Raw genomic sequence first — 13,839 nt, 5'->3', positions numbered from 1 at the left:
CCTCAGCGCTCGACCCCGTCGAGCACGACGCGAAGGCCGGCCCGGGTGGGGCGCATGTGGGGGCCGGCCGGGTCGGCCCAGCCGCCGCCGTCCCGGTGCCGGTCGATGAGGGCCTCGTCGATGCGGATGCCGGAGCCCGGCGCATCGCTCAGCACGATGCCGCCGTCGGTGAACTCGTGGTCGACGACCACGCCGTCGGCGAAGGTCAACGCCTGCACCTCGGTCGTGAGGTGGTTCGGCACCGCGGTCATCACGTGCGCGACCGCCGGATTCGCGTTGTACCCGACCGGGCTCACGGGCAGGTCGCGGGCGGCCGCCGCGAGCGAGAGCCGGTGCAGGTGCGACACGCCCCAGATGGCACCGGCCTGCACGATGTCCGGCGCCCCCGCGTCGAACAGCGGGCGGAACTGGTCCACGCCGGTCAGGTTCTCGCCCGTCGCGACCGCGGCGCGGATCGAGGCGCTCAGCCGGGCGTGCCCGTTGGCATCCCATCGCCGCAGCGGCTCCTCGACCCAGAGCAGGTCGACGTGCTCCTCGAGCGCCGAGACGTAGCGCACGGCCTGCTTGACCTGCCACGACTCGTTCGAGTCGAACATGAGGCCCGGCCGGGACGTGTTCGCCCGGAGCGCGTCGCCGAGGATGCCGAGCCTGCGGAGGTCGGCGTCGAGATCGAGCCCCCCTTTGAGCTTTCCGGCGACGAACCCCCTCTCGGCGAACTCGGCGTAGAACGCCGCGAGCTCCTCGTCGTCGAGCGCGATGTCCAGCCCCGACGCGTAGCCCGGCACGAACCGGTCGCGCCCCCCGAGCGTGCGCCAGAGCGGTTCGTCGGCGGCCTTCGCCTTCAGGTCCCAGATCGCGGCGTCGAACGTCGCGATCCCGCCGTAGGTGGCCCCGGCGTGCCCGCTCTTGAACACCTGGGCCAGCATGCGGTCGAAGAGCGCGGCCGTTCCCCGAGGATCTTCCCCCTCGATCGCGGGGAACAGCCGCCCGAGATCGGCGTGCGAGCCGATCCCGACGCCCTCGAGTCCCGAATCGGTCTCGAGGATGACGATGGGCACCTCGGTGACGGCCTCGTTGATGTGGCCGTTGACGTCGCCGATCGACCGGCGCCAGTGCTGCTGCGCCGTCAGGGTGCGGTATCCGGTGATCTTCATGTCGTTCTCGCCGTCATTCCTTCGTGCCGCCCGCGGTCATTCCCTCGACGAGGAAGCGCTGCGCGAACAGGAAGATGAGCAGGATGGGCGCGACCGAGATGAGCGTCGCGAGCGCGAGCGTCGGCAGTTGGATGACGATGCTCGACGCGGTGGTCGGGTTGAAGGCGGGCACGTTCGCGAGCAGGTTCGCGAGCCCGACCTGCACGGGGATCTTCGTTCCGCCGACCACGAGGAAGGGCAGGAAGTAGTTGTTCCAGTTCGCCACGAAGCTGAAGAAGCCCACGAGGGCGATGACCGGCGTCGCGAGCGGCATCGCGACCTGCGCGAACACCCGCACCTCGCCGGCGCCGTCGATGCGCGCCGCGTTCAACAGGTCGCGCGACACCGCCGTCGAGAAGTAGATGTACGTCAGATACACGCCGAACGGGAAGAACGAGAACGGCAGGATGACCGCGAGCGGATTGCCGATCAGGCGCATCGCGCTCAGCTCGAGGAAGATCGGCAGCACGAGCGCCGTGTTCGGGATGAGCATCACGATGAGCGTCGTGACGAGCAGCAGGCGCCGGCCCTTGAACTCGATGAGCGCGAGCGCGTAGCCGGCCGGGATGCTCACGATGAGCGTGATGGCCAGCGCGGCGAACGAGTAGAACGCCGAGTTGCCCATCCAGGTCGTGAAGACGCCGCTGCCGAAGGCGAACAGCTCGTTCCAGTTCGCGGCGAGCTGGTCGAAGGACCCGAAGCTGAACGGGCCGTCGAGCAGGAGCTGGTTGTTCGTCTTCGTCGGCGCGAGCACGAGCCAGACGATCGGGAGGATGAAGAAGGCCGTGAACACGAGGAGCACGAGCACGACGACCGCGCGGCCGATCCACTGGCCCGGCGTCAGGGCGGTGCGCTCCCGGCGGGGCCGGGCCCCGTTGGTCACGATGGTGCGGGTGGTCAGGTCAGTCACGTTCGAACAGCTTTCCTCGGAAGATGAAGATCGCCGAGAGCCCCAGCGCGACCACGAGCAGCAGCACGGAGATCGCCGCCGAGCCCGAGAAGTCGTTCTGCCGGAAGGCGTAGAGGTAGGCGAGCTGGTTCAGGGAGTAGTCCTCGGGCACGATGTTCTTCGTCGCCTGCGCGAGGATCTTCGGCTCGACGAAGAGCTGGGTGCCCGCCGCCAAGGACATGACGCCCATGTAGCTGATCCACTTCGTCAGCATCGGCAGCTGGATGTGCCAGGCCGTCTGCACGGGGCCCGCGCCGTCGATGCGGGCGGCCTCCATGACCTCGACGGGGATGTTGTTGAGGGCGCCGTACATGATGACGATCCACGAGCCCGCGCCCGCCCAGAAGGCGATGATCGTGAAGACGACCGGCAGGTTGCCGACCGCGACCACGTTCACGAGGGACTCGTAGCCCATCGCGTGCAGCAGGGCCGAGACCGGGCTCACCGAGGGGTCGAGCACGAAGAGCCAGAGCAGCACGCTCGAGGCGCCGGCGATGGCGCCCGGGATGTAGAAGAGGAAGCGGGCGGTGTTGCCGAGCCAGCGCACCCGGATGCCGTGCACCACGATCGCGAGCACGACGACGAGCACGATGAGGCTGACGAGCCAGAACAGCACGTACAGGGCGACGTGCATGACGGCCGGCAGGAAGCGGTAGTCGCCGAACACCTTCACGAAGTTGTCGAAGCCGACGAAGGCGCCGTTGCGCGTGAACGAGAGGTAGAGGGCGTAGAGCGTGGGGAGCAGGCCGAAGGCGAGCAGCAGCAGGGTGTACCCGCTGACGAAGACGTATCCGTAGCGCGACTGCCCCGCGTTCACGCGCGAGGCGCGCCGGCGCTCCGGCCGGCGCCGCCCCGAGGGGACGGCGTCGACCGGAACCGGAGGTGCGGTGACGGTCACGTTACTCGACCGAGTACCCGTTGACGGTGGCCTCGTTCTCGAGCTCCTCCTGCCAGGCCGGCAGCAGCGACTCGATGGTCTTGCCGTCGGCGATGCCGGGGATCACGACCTTGGCCCAGGCGGTCTCGGGGCTCCACGAGGTGACGTTCCAGCCCGTCCACACCTGGCCCGCGGCATCCGACATCACGGTCTTGAAGTCGTCGTTGACGAAGTAGCCGGCCTCGGCCTGCTTGTCGAGCCAGCCCTCGGCGGCCTCGGTGTACGCGGGGTAGCCCGACGACGCCTCGACCTGGAACTCGGGCGCGCTCGTGACGAACTCGAGGAACGTCTTGACCGCGTCGAGGTTCTTCGAGTGGCTCGAGGCGTACCAGACGCCGCCGCCGACGTTGCCGGCCGCGACGTCGCCGCCCTCCCACGAGAGCGGGGCGCTGACGCCGATCTGGCCTGCGGGCACGGCGAGGCCGCCCTGGAAGATCGCGCCCGTGTACCAGACCGGTCCGGGCACGCCCACGAGCTTGCCCGTGTACTTCGCGGCGAAGTCGGCGCTGAAGAAGCTGTCCTGCACGAGCGTGCCGTTGGCGAGCATGCCGTCGAGGATCTTCGAGATGCCCTCGGCGTTCGCGTCGGCCGTGTCGGAGTGGAACACGTTCGCCTCGGGCGACTGGAACACCGGCGACTCGGAGCCGCCGTAGTAGACGTAGGTCATGAAGCTGTCGCCCATGCTGCCGAGGATGTAGCCGGGGTGCTCGGCGGCGAGCTTGTCGCCGAGTTCTCCGTACTCCTCCCACGTGGTCGGCACCTCGTAGCCGAACTCGTCGAGCAGGGTCTGGTCGTAGTAGAAGACCGTCTGCGCGAGGTCGTTGCGCAGGCCGTAGACCGTGCCGTCGATCGTCGTGTAGTCGAGCGAGCCCGCGGCGAAGCCGTCGAGGAAGTCCTGCTCGATGAACCCCTTGTTCAGCGGGGCGGCGAAGCCCTGCTCGCCGTTGGTCGTCTCCTTCGACGCCCAGATCGCGTCGTTCTGCTGGGTCGAGAACACCACGTCGGGCCAGCCCTCGCCGGCCTGGTCCATGAGCGAGATCTTGCTCTGGAAGGAACCGCTGCCGCCGGCGTTGCCGTCGTAGGTCTCGAGGTTCACGTCGATGTCGGGGTACTTCGCCTCGAAGGCGGTGACGGCGGGCTCGCGCGAGGCGTCGACCCAGACGGTGATCGGGCTGTCGGCGACCTGCTCGGCCTGGGTGAAGCCGAACGAGGAGTCACCGCCGCCCGAGGTGTCGGACGAGCACGCGCTGAGCGCGAGGAGCCCGGCTGCTGCGGCTGCGGTCACCGCGATGAGCCGTGCGGCTCGGCGGCGGGAGGACGAGTGCTGTGACATTGCGCATCCTGTTCTGGTCGGCGTCTCTGACGATCATGTGGGACCCGTGGGAAGCGGGGCCGAAGCGATTACATCATACGTCTTACGTAGCCGCAACAGACATCATAGGTATTACCAATGTTGATGGGTATGCTGTGACGCATGTCCGAATCGTTCGCCACGGTGGAGCCGCTCGCCGAGTATCCGACGCTCGCCGCACGGGCCCGCGCCCCGCGCCTCGGCGTGACCGTGGTCGCCGCCCTCGTCGACGCGATCGTGCGCGGCGACCTCGAGCCCGGCACCTCCCTGCCGCCCGAGGGCGTGCTCTGCGAGCAGTTCGGCGTGAGCCGCACTGTCATCCGCGAATCCGCGAAGCGCCTCGAAGAGAAGGGGCTCGTGAGCGTCGCCCAGGGCCGCGGCACCACGGTGCTCCCGCCCACCTCCTGGAACATGGTCGACGCCACCGTGCTCGGCGCGCTCGTCGCCAACGACGCGACCCTCGGCACCCTCGACGACCTCGCCGTCGTGCGCGCCTCGCTCGAGGCGATCACCGCCCGCGACGCCGCCACACGCCGAACCGACAACGAGCTGGCACGGCTGCGCGACGCCCTCGTGCTCATGCGCGAGACCATCGGCGACGAGCCCAGCTTCAACCAGGCGGATGTCGTGTTCCACGAGATCGTGGGCGAGATCACCGCCAACCGGCTCGCCGACTCCATCGTGCGCACCCTCTTCACCGAGGCGCGCGCGAGCGCCCGCTTCCACCTGCACAGCGAACTCGACATCACCCTGCGCGAGCACGAACGCGTCTTCGCCGCGATCGAGGCCCAAGACGCCGACGAGGCCGAGGCGGCCATGCGCAGCCACATCGTCGACGCGTGGGAGCGCCGCCGGCCGCCGAGCCCCAAGCGCTGACGCGGCGACGCCCGCGCCGTCAGAGCGCCGCGCCGACCACCGCCTCGCCGAGCGGGGTGCGCAGGTGCAGCATCCGCGCCCCGTCGCGACGGCTCGCGACGAGCCCGCTCGATCGGAGCACCGCGAGGTGGTGCGAGGCCGTCGAGATGGCGAGCCCGGTGTCGGCGGCGACCTGCGAGGTGGTGCGCTCGGCATGCGAGGCGAGCAGGATCCCGGCCCGCGCCGGTCCGAGCAGCGCACCGAGGGCCGCTTCCGAGGAGCCGGGGTCCCGCGCCCACGCCTCGGTCACGCCCTGCGCCGGGTAGAAGAGCGTGGGCTGCGCGGGGGGTTCGGTGAGCACGGAGCATCCGTGGGTCCACGTGAGCACCGTCGGCACGAGCACGAGGCCGCTGCCCCGGCAGTCGAGCGCCTCGCGGTGCATGCGCAGCTCGACGCGCACGGCGTCGTCACCCCACTCGACGGTGCGGTGCAGGGAGCCGACCATGCCGCCGAGCCCGTCGGTCGCGATGCGACGCGAACGCACCGCGATGTCGGCCCGCAGGATGCGTTCGAGCTGCACCCAGTGCGGCGCGAGCACGGCCTCCCACATCGCCTCGAACGCGTCGGCGAGCATCGCGCGGGCGCGCAGCGGGTCGTCGTGCATCTGCCGGATCGCGCGCTGCCGCTCCCCCGTCGAGCGGGCGAGCATCTTCGACAGGTCGGCGCGGATCAGCCCGACGGGCACCTCGCGGAGGCGCGCGAACTCGTCGGCCGGGCGCATGTCCCACGTCGGCGTCGACGTGAAGAAGTCGGGGAAGTAGCCCTCGGCCCCGATGACGGTGCGCAGCACGTCGAACGGCTGCCGCGGCATCCGGGATCGCACGCTGCGGAGCCAGCCCCACTGCAGCGGGTGCTCCTCGGGGCGCTGCAGCACGCGCACCGCGTTGCACAACTCGTGCCCCGGCGAGAGGCCGAACCTGATGGCCGAGACGTCGCCCGGCGCGAGGCGGAACTCGACGATGTTTCGATTCACGTCGAAACTCTAACGCGAGCGGATGCCGCGGCGCGAACCTGTTCGTACGCACCGCATCGACTCAGGAGCACCCCATGATCACCTCATCGACCCCGGCCGAGATCACCCTCGCGCCGACGACCGACCCCGCCTCCGCGCCCGCCGTGCCCGCGCTCGTGCACGCCGACGACCTGCTCCTCAACCCCGCGAGCCGCACGCGCCGCTTCGTCGGTGCCGAGCACGGCTCGGGCATCTCGTACTTCTTCGTCGACTACGAGACGGGGCAGGGCACCGACCTGCACTGGCATCCGTACCCCGAGACGTGGGTCGTGCTCGAGGGCGAGGCCTCGCTCTCGATCGGCGAGCGACGATTCACGGCCCGCGTCGGCGACACCGCGACCGTGCCGACCGGCGTGTGGCACCGCTTCACGAACCCCGGCGAAGGCAGGCTCAAGATGCTGTGCATCCACGCCTCGCCCGTCATCATCCAGACCTGGGCCGACTGAGCCCCCGACCACCACCGCAGAAGGACACCGACATGACATTCCAGGCCTATCTCGACAACGTCGAGGCGAAGACCGGCATCACCCCGCGGCAGTTCATCGAGCTCGCGCACGAGCGGGGCTTCGACGAGACGACGAGGGCGGCCCCGATCGTCGCCTGGCTCGCCGAGGACTACGGCCTCGGCCGCGGCCACGCGATGGCGCTCGTGCACGTGATCACGAAGGGCCCGCAGATCAGCGACAAGCACGTCGGCAGCGGCACCGCGCACAGCGATCCGAGCAACCTGCTCTGGCTCGACGGGGCCGCGACGAACCCGAACGCGAAGGCCTGAGCGGCCCGGTCGGGTGCGAGCCCGGTCGGAACCCCCGGTCGGCCGCAACCCCCTGTCGGCGTCGGCCGATCGGGCGCATCATGGGGCCATGACCGAGACCGACGACGAGGTCGTCGCGGCGTTCCGCGCGGGTCGCACACCGCCGGGCATGCACGCCGACCGCCTCCTCCTGCTGACCACCACCGGGCGCCGCAGCGGCGACCGGCACACCTCGCCGCTCATGCGGTTGCCGCTGCCCGACGCCGACCACGTCGTCGCGTCGGCGAACGCGTCGCCGCGGCATCCGCAGTGGTTCCGCAACCTGCAGGTCGATCCGCTCGTGCACGTCGAGGTGCTCGGCGAGGAGTACGACGCCGTCGCACAGGTGCTGACCCATGACGAGCACGACTCGGCGTGGGACTGGATCCTGCAGTTCGCGCCGTTCTTCGCCGAGCACCAGGCCGGCGTCGACCGCACGATCCCGGTGGTGCGGCTGGACCGGGCGCGGCCCGGCGAGCCCGCGCAGGGCGCCCGATGACGATCGAGATCCGCCCGGCCTCCGTCTTCGACGACGTCGCCACGATGGTCGGCCCCAAGCGACCCGACGCGAACGTGTGCTTCTGCCTGAGCTACCGCGTGCCGTCGAAGGAGAACCTGGCGCTGTCGGGCCCGGCCCGCGGCGAGCGCGTGCGCGAGCTGTGCGCCGAAGACCCGCCGCCGGGCGTGCTGGCCTACGACGGCGACGAGGTCGTGGGGTGGGCGGCGGTGCATCCGCGCGCCGACACGAGCTTCGCCCGCAACCGGAGGATCCCGCACGTCGACGACCTCGACGTGTGGTCGATCTGGTGCATCCGCGTGCGGCCCGGCCATCGCGGCGAAGGCATCTCGCACGCCCTGCTCGCGGGCGCCGTCGACTTCGCGCGCGACCACGGCGCCCCGGCCGTCGAGGGCTACCCCGTCGACAACGGCGGCGAGAAGGTCGACCTGACGATGGCCTACGTCGGCACCCGCTCGCTGTTCCAGAAGGCCGGGTTCCGCAAGGCGGCCGACACCACGTCGGTGCTGAACGGGTTCCCGCGCGTGCTCATGCGCCTGCCGCTCGGCTCGTGACCGGGCCGGCCGCGGTTCAGGATGCCGCGGGCGGGGCCAGTGCTCGCAGGCGCGCCGCCGACTCCGAACCGGGTGTGGCCGTGTAGACGAGCAGGTAGTGGTCGAGCGCTGCATCGACGAGCGGCTGGCAGCGCACCTCGACCCGGCCCACGACGGGGTGCTCGACGCGGAGGCGCCGCGTGCCGGGCAAGCGCGGGGTGGCCTCGCTCCACAGCGCTGAGAACTCGGCGCTCTCGGTCGCGAGGTGGCGTGCGAGCGCCTCGGCGTCCGAACCCGCGCCGGTCGCCGCCGCCGAGCGTCGGAGCACGGCCGCGAGCGCGCGGCCGACGAGCGCATGGTCCTCGACCGCGACGCGGGCACGGGTCTCGGGCCTGGTGAACCACCGATACGTGTAGCTGCGCGCCGGCCCGCGATGCGGAAGTTGATCGTCCAGCAGTGCGGCGGCCAGCGGCGTCTGCCCGATCGTCTCGCCGAGCCCCGTGACGATCTGGGCCGGCAGGTCGTGCAGGCGGTCGAAGACCGTGCCCAGTCCCACGTCGACGTGGCCGCGCCCGGCGCCCGGCGGCGGCGGCGCGTATCCCCCGAGCACGAACAGCCGGTCGCGCTCGTCGACCGACATGCGCAGCCCCGTCGCGATCGCGCTCAGCATGCGCTCGCTCGGGTGCGGCCCCCGCTGCTGCTCGAGCCGGCTGAGGTAGTCGGCCGACATCCGGCAGAGGGCGGCGGCCTCCTCGCGCCGAAGGCCGGGCGCCCGACGGCGGCGGGCACCGCGCTCGAGTCCGACGTCCTCCGGCTGGAGCGACTCGCGGCGATGACGGAGCAGCTCGGCCATGCCGGCGCGATCCATGCACACCCCCGTTCGCCGTCGATCCGTGCCTCGCGTTCTGCCGAGCCGCCGTCGTGGCCGACGGCGAACGGCATGAAAACGCTTGCACTTTATGGTGGGACTGGCCCAAATCTACCCATTGCCGACCCGGATGTCACACCCCTACGTTGATCGGCAGGCGCCACCCTCGCGCCCATGCACCGTCGCAATCGGCCCGCGCGAATGCCGGAATGCTCGCAGTTCCGACTCGCCCTGATGTTTGAGAGTCTCCAATGACGTTGACCGAACCGCACCCGGCGCACCCCGCGCCCCGAGCACGCAAACGCTTCCAAGTCCCGGCCGTCGTGGCCATCTGGGCGCTCCTCGCCGGCCTGCTTGCCTTCGGCGTCACGTTCGCCGCCGCGACCAGAGCCGACGCGGCGGCATCCGGACCGAAGGACACCACCGCGGTGCTGTTCTCGTGGACCTGGAACGCCATCGCCCGAGAGTGCACTGACAACCTCGGCCCCGCCGGCTACGGCTACGTGCAGACCTCGCCGCCGCAGGAGCACGTGCAGGGCTCGGAGTGGTGGACCTACTACCAGCCGGTCAGCTACAAGATCGAGTCGCGCCTCGGCACGCGCGCCGAGTTCAAGGCCATGGTCGACACCTGCCACGCCGCGGGCGTCAAGGTCATCGCCGACGCGGTGATCAACCACATGTCGGGCAAGAGCGGCGGCGGCACCGGCTGGGCCGGCTCGTCGTTCTCGCACTACGACTACCCCGGCATCTACCAGTCGCAGGACTTCCACTCCTGCCGTCGCGACATCGCGAACTACCAGGACCGCTGGGAGGTGCAGGAGTGCAACCTCGTGAACCTCTCCGACCTGAACACGTCGTCGTCGTACGTGCAGGGCAAGATCGCGGGCTACCTCAATGACCTCGTCTCGCTGGGCGTCGACGGGTTCCGCATCGACGCCGTCAAGCACATCGCCTCGTCCGACATGCAGGGCATCCTGAGCAAGGTCAACGACCGCGCCCGGCTGTACATCGTGCAGGAGGTCATCCGCGCCAATGAGCCGATCCAGCCCGAGGAGTACACCGCGTACGGCGACATCCACGAGTTCGCGTTCGCGCGCAAGCTCAAGGAGGCGTTCGGCGGCGGCACCATCAACTGGCTCATCTCGGGCGCCGGCATCGGGCCGTCGTGGGCCGGCTTCCTCCCGCAGACCAACGCCGCGGTCTTCGTCGACAACCACGACACCGAGCGCAACGGCGAGACGCTGAGCTACAAGGACGGCTCGACGTACGACCTCGCGCAGATCTTCACGCTCGCGTGGAACTACGGGTCCCCCTCGGTGCACTCCGGCTACCAGTTCTCGAACAAGGAGTCCGGGCCGGCGCTCGCGGGCAACGGCGAGGTCGTCGATCCGGTCTGCGGCCAGAACGGCTGGACCTGCAAGCACGCGCAGACCTCGATCGCGAACATGGTCGGCTTCCGCAACGCCGTGTCGGGCACCTCGGTGACGAACAAGTGGGACAACGGCTCGAACGCGATCGCCTTCGGTCGCGGCGACAAGGGCTTCGTCGTCATCAACCGCGGGGGCGGCGCGGTCGACCGCACGTTCCAGACGTCGTTGCCCGCGGGTCAGTACTGCAACGTCATCGTCGGCAAGCCCACGAGCAGCGGATGCAGCGCCGGGGGCACGATCTCCGTCGGCGCGAACGGCACCTTCACCGCCTCGGTGGGCGGCAACGCCGCGCTCGCGCTGCATGTCGCCGCGAAGGCGGGAACGACGGTGACGCCGACCCCGACTCCGACGCCGACGCCCGGCTCCTCGATGAAGGTCTACTACTCGACCGCCGGCGGATGGCCCGCCACGAACATCCACTACAAGGTCGGCACCGGCACCTGGACCGCCGCCCCCGGCGTCGCGATGACGGCGGCGTGCACCGGGTGGGTGTCCAGGACGATCGACGTCGGCACCGCGACATCCGTCACCGCCGCCTTCAACAACGGCACGGGAACGTGGGACAACAACGGCGGCAGGGACTACGTGCTCACCGGAGCCGTCGCCACCGTCAAGGGCGGGGTCATCGGCACCGCCGACCCCTGCGCCACGACGCCCACGCCCACCCCCACCCCCACCTCTCCTCCGGTCGTCGACGCGGTGCGGGTGTACTACTCGACCGCCGCGAACTGGCCCGTGACGAACATCCACTACCAGGTCGGCTCCGGCGCGTGGACGAGCGTGCCCGGCGTCCCCATGGCGGCGGCCTGTTCGGGCTGGGTGTCGAAGACGATCGACATCGGCACCGCCTCGGGAATCACGGCGGTGTTCAACAACAACTCGGGCACATGGGACAACAACGCGGGCCGGAACTACGCGATCGCCGAGGGCACCTGGCAGCTCGCGGCCGGCAAGCTCACCGCCGGAGCGCCGTGCGCCGAGGACCCGGGCACGCCCGTCGACCCCGAGCCCGTGACCACGCCGTCGGTGCCCTCCGGCATCAGCGCCACGGCGACCTCGACCACGCAGATCACGGTCTCGTGGCAGGCCTCGACCGACGACGAGGGGGTGGCCTCGTACGAGCTCGAGCGCAGCGGCGGCCCCGCCGGCACGGCCGTCTTCACGATCACGGGCGCGACGAACCGGGTCGACACGGGGCTGGTCGCCGGCACCTCGTACGCCTACCGCGTGCGGGCGATCGACACCGACGGGCAGCCGTCGGCATGGTCGGCATCCGTCGGCGCGAAGACCAAGAGCGACACGACCCCCGTCGCGGCGGGCGAACCGCTCGGGGGCGACCCCCGCAAGGACTCGATCTACTTCATGATGACCGCGAGGTGGAACGACGGGGACTCGAGCAACAACCGCGGCGGCTCGCAGCACGTGAAGTCGGGCAACGCGGCGAACGACGACCCGATGTTCCGCGGCGACTTCAAGGGCGTCATCGACAAGCTCGACTACATCAAGGGCCTCGGCTTCTCGGCGATCTGGATCACGCCCGTCGTGCTGAACCGCTCCGACTACGACTTCCACGGCTACCACGGCTGGGACTTCACGCGCGTCGACCCTCGACTCGAGTCGGAGGGCGCCTCGTACCAGGAGCTCATCAACGCGGCCCACGAGCGCGGCATCAAGATCTATCAGGACGTCGTCTACAACCACTCCTCGCGCTGGGGCGCCAAGGGCCTCTTCGTGCCGACCGTCTGGGGCGACCGCGACGGCCAGTGGGACGGCCTCTACTCGCAGAAGGTCGCGGGCGCGGAGTACGACCCGATGGTCGAGGCCGACGGCACCGATCCGACGCTCACGGCTGCGCAGAACGCCATGGCGAAGGGTCGCTCGTACAACGGCGACCTCTGGTCTGCCACCGCGCCGGCGGGCAACACCTGCACGAACTTCGGCACGCCCACCCAGTACAAGAGCCCCGAGGGGTTCACGATCCACAACTGCCAGTGGCCCTCGCCCACGTCGGGCATGTTCCCGTCGAAGTTCTACCACCAGTGCTGGATCGGCAACTGGGAGGGCAAGGACGCGCAGGACTGCTGGCTGCACGACGACCTCGCCGACTTCAACACCGAGTCCAAGCCGGTGCAGGACTACCTGATCGACGCCTACAACTCCTACATCGACATGGGCGTCGACGGCTTCCGCATCGACACGGCCGTGCACATTCCGCGCGTGACCTGGAACCGGCGCTTCCTGCCGGCGATCCAGCAGCACGCCACGGAGGTGCACGGCGAGAAGGGCAAGGACTTCTACGTCTTCGGGGAGGTCGCCTCGTTCGTGAACGACAAGTGGAACCGCGGGTCGGTCAACCACTCGGCGCAGTTCTACACCTGGAAGGAACGCAAGGAGTACTCGCTCGACGACGTCGTGGCGGCCGCCGAGCAGTTCGAGTACGAGAACCTGCAGGGCACCGGCAACCAACCGACATCCGACAACGCGTTCCTCACCGGCTCGGGCGGCAACACGTACCACGCACCCGACCACTCGAAGTTCTCGGGCATGAACGTGATCGACATGCGCATGCACATGAACTTCGGCGACGCGTCGAACGCCTACCACAACGGCAAGGACTCGGACGACTCGTACAACGACGCGACCTACAACACGGTCTACGTCGACTCGCACGACTACGGGCCCAACAAGTCGTCGGTCCGCTACAGCGGCGGCACGGGAGCCTGGGCCGAGAACATGAGCCTGATGTGGACGTTCCGGGGCATCCCGACGCTCTACTACGGCTCCGAGATCGAGTTCCAGGCGGGCAAGCCGATCGACTGCGGGCCCACCTGCCCGCTCGCGACGACCGGTCGCGCCTACTTCGGCGACCACCTGGCGGGCTCCGTCGTGGCGAGCGACTTCGGCGTCGTCTCATCGGCATCGGGGGCGGTCTCGGCCACCCTGCAGCAGCCGCTCGTGAAGCACCTGCAGACGCTCAACCGCATCCGCCGGGCGGTTCCCGCCCTGCAGATGGGGCAGTACTCGACCACGGGCGTCTCGGGGAACATGGCGTACAAGCGTCGGTACACGGATGCCGCGACGGGCGTCGACAGCTTCGTGCTGGTGACGGTCTCGAACAGCGCGACCTTCAGCGGCATCCCGAACGGCACCTACACCGACGCCGTGACGGGCGACGTGAAGGTCGTCGGCAACGGATCGCTCACCGCCACCGTGAACGGGCAGGGAAACCTGCGCGCGTACGTGCTCTCGCTGCCGGGCAACCCGGCGCCGGGCAAGGTCGGCACGGGCAGCGACTTCCTGAAGTGATGCGGGCCGGCGGGCCGTGCGGAGCGATCCGCGCG

At 69.9% G+C, this 13,839-nt stretch carries 12 protein-coding genes; 6 read left to right on the top strand and 6 right to left on the bottom strand.

The genetic code is table 11. The features are described from left to right. Window positions 1–2: 2 nt before the first annotated feature. From GQQ92_RS09070 to GQQ92_RS09055, 4 genes are read right to left on the bottom strand one after another with little or no spacing between them, the layout of a single operon-like run. Complete coding sequence (locus GQQ92_RS09070) at window positions 3–1,154, bottom strand: mandelate racemase/muconate lactonizing enzyme family protein (RefSeq protein WP_156998933.1); 1,152 nt, start codon at window positions 1,152–1,154, stop codon at window positions 3–5. A gap of 13 nt (window positions 1,155–1,167) precedes the next feature. Beyond that, the gene (locus GQQ92_RS09065) at window positions 1,168–2,103 is read right to left on the bottom strand and encodes a carbohydrate ABC transporter permease (RefSeq protein ID WP_232057599.1); all 936 of its coding nucleotides are present in this window, start codon (window positions 2,101–2,103) and stop codon (window positions 1,168–1,170) included. After that, a complete protein-coding gene (locus tag GQQ92_RS09060; RefSeq protein WP_156998932.1) occupies window positions 2,096–3,040 on the bottom strand; it encodes a carbohydrate ABC transporter permease in 945 nt (314 codons plus the stop codon). Before GQQ92_RS09060 ends, GQQ92_RS09065 begins: the two co-directional genes overlap by 8 nt. Window position 3,041: 1 nt before the next feature. Next, window positions 3,042–4,412 carry an ABC transporter substrate-binding protein gene (locus tag GQQ92_RS09055; RefSeq protein WP_156998931.1) on the bottom strand — a complete coding sequence of 457 codons (1,371 nt, stop codon included), beginning with the start codon at window positions 4,410–4,412 and terminating at the stop codon, window positions 3,042–3,044. A gap of 141 nt (window positions 4,413–4,553) precedes the next feature. Between GQQ92_RS09055 and GQQ92_RS09050 the strand changes: the two genes are divergently transcribed. Then, on the top strand, window positions 4,554–5,306 hold the full coding sequence (locus tag GQQ92_RS09050) for a FadR/GntR family transcriptional regulator (RefSeq protein ID WP_156998930.1): 753 nt from the start codon (window positions 4,554–4,556) through the stop codon (window positions 5,304–5,306). Between the two features lie 19 nt (window positions 5,307–5,325). Here GQQ92_RS09050 and GQQ92_RS09045 read toward each other — a convergent pair whose 3' ends face one another. Then, a complete protein-coding gene (locus tag GQQ92_RS09045; RefSeq protein ID WP_156998929.1) occupies window positions 5,326–6,318 on the bottom strand; it encodes an ArsR/SmtB family transcription factor in 993 nt (330 codons plus the stop codon). Between the two features lie 74 nt (window positions 6,319–6,392). Between GQQ92_RS09045 and GQQ92_RS09040 the strand changes: the two genes are divergently transcribed. The 4 genes from GQQ92_RS09040 to GQQ92_RS09025 all read left to right on the top strand — a co-directional run bounded on the left by GQQ92_RS09040 (window position 6,393) and on the right by GQQ92_RS09025 (window position 8,221). Then, window positions 6,393–6,803, top strand: a complete 411-nt coding sequence (locus GQQ92_RS09040; protein ID WP_156998928.1) for a cupin domain-containing protein — start codon at window positions 6,393–6,395, stop codon at window positions 6,801–6,803. Between the two features lie 32 nt (window positions 6,804–6,835). Further along, the gene (locus tag GQQ92_RS09035) at window positions 6,836–7,132 is read left to right on the top strand and encodes a DUF4287 domain-containing protein (RefSeq protein WP_156998927.1); all 297 of its coding nucleotides are present in this window, start codon (window positions 6,836–6,838) and stop codon (window positions 7,130–7,132) included. 88 nt (window positions 7,133–7,220) lie between these two features. Beyond that, window positions 7,221–7,649, top strand: coding sequence for a nitroreductase/quinone reductase family protein (locus GQQ92_RS09030; RefSeq protein WP_156998926.1), 429 nt, complete (start codon window positions 7,221–7,223; stop codon window positions 7,647–7,649). Next, window positions 7,646–8,221, top strand: coding sequence for a GNAT family N-acetyltransferase (locus GQQ92_RS09025; RefSeq protein ID WP_156998925.1), 576 nt, complete (start codon window positions 7,646–7,648; stop codon window positions 8,219–8,221). Before GQQ92_RS09030 ends, GQQ92_RS09025 begins: the two co-directional genes overlap by 4 nt. 16 nt (window positions 8,222–8,237) lie before the next feature. On the opposite strand, the gene GQQ92_RS09020 is transcribed toward GQQ92_RS09025, so the two are convergent. After that, window positions 8,238–9,068, bottom strand: a complete 831-nt coding sequence (locus GQQ92_RS09020; protein WP_156998924.1) for a helix-turn-helix transcriptional regulator — start codon at window positions 9,066–9,068, stop codon at window positions 8,238–8,240. 251 nt (window positions 9,069–9,319) lie between these two features. On the opposite strand from GQQ92_RS09020, the gene GQQ92_RS09015 reads away from it, so the two are divergent. Next, a complete protein-coding gene (locus GQQ92_RS09015) occupies window positions 9,320–13,804 on the top strand; it encodes an alpha-amylase family glycosyl hydrolase (protein WP_156998923.1) in 4,485 nt (1,494 codons plus the stop codon). The last annotated feature ends 35 nt before the right edge of the window (window positions 13,805–13,839 follow it).

It is taken from the genome of Agromyces terreus (genome assembly GCF_009749465.1).
Lineage (GTDB): Bacteria > Actinomycetota > Actinomycetes > Actinomycetales > Microbacteriaceae > Agromyces > Agromyces terreus.
This window is presented reverse-complemented; position numbering and strand designations above follow the sequence as displayed.

Coding starts and splice junctions, on each gene's coding strand:
- GQQ92_RS09070 (WP_156998933.1), bottom strand. CDS start 1,154: ATGAAGATCACCGGATACCGCACCCTGACGGCGCAGCAGCACTGGCGC.
- GQQ92_RS09055 (WP_156998931.1), bottom strand. CDS start 4,412: ATGTCACAGCACTCGTCCTCCCGCCGCCGAGCCGCACGGCTCATCGCG.
- GQQ92_RS09050 (WP_156998930.1), top strand. CDS start 4,554: ATGTCCGAATCGTTCGCCACGGTGGAGCCGCTCGCCGAGTATCCGACG.
- GQQ92_RS09040 (WP_156998928.1), top strand. CDS start 6,393: ATGATCACCTCATCGACCCCGGCCGAGATCACCCTCGCGCCGACGACC.
- GQQ92_RS09035 (WP_156998927.1), top strand. CDS start 6,836: ATGACATTCCAGGCCTATCTCGACAACGTCGAGGCGAAGACCGGCATC.
- GQQ92_RS09030 (WP_156998926.1), top strand. CDS start 7,221: ATGACCGAGACCGACGACGAGGTCGTCGCGGCGTTCCGCGCGGGTCGC.
- GQQ92_RS09025 (WP_156998925.1), top strand. CDS start 7,646: ATGACGATCGAGATCCGCCCGGCCTCCGTCTTCGACGACGTCGCCACG.
- GQQ92_RS09020 (WP_156998924.1), bottom strand. CDS start 9,068: ATGGATCGCGCCGGCATGGCCGAGCTGCTCCGTCATCGCCGCGAGTCG.
- GQQ92_RS09015 (WP_156998923.1), top strand. CDS start 9,320: ATGACGTTGACCGAACCGCACCCGGCGCACCCCGCGCCCCGAGCACGC.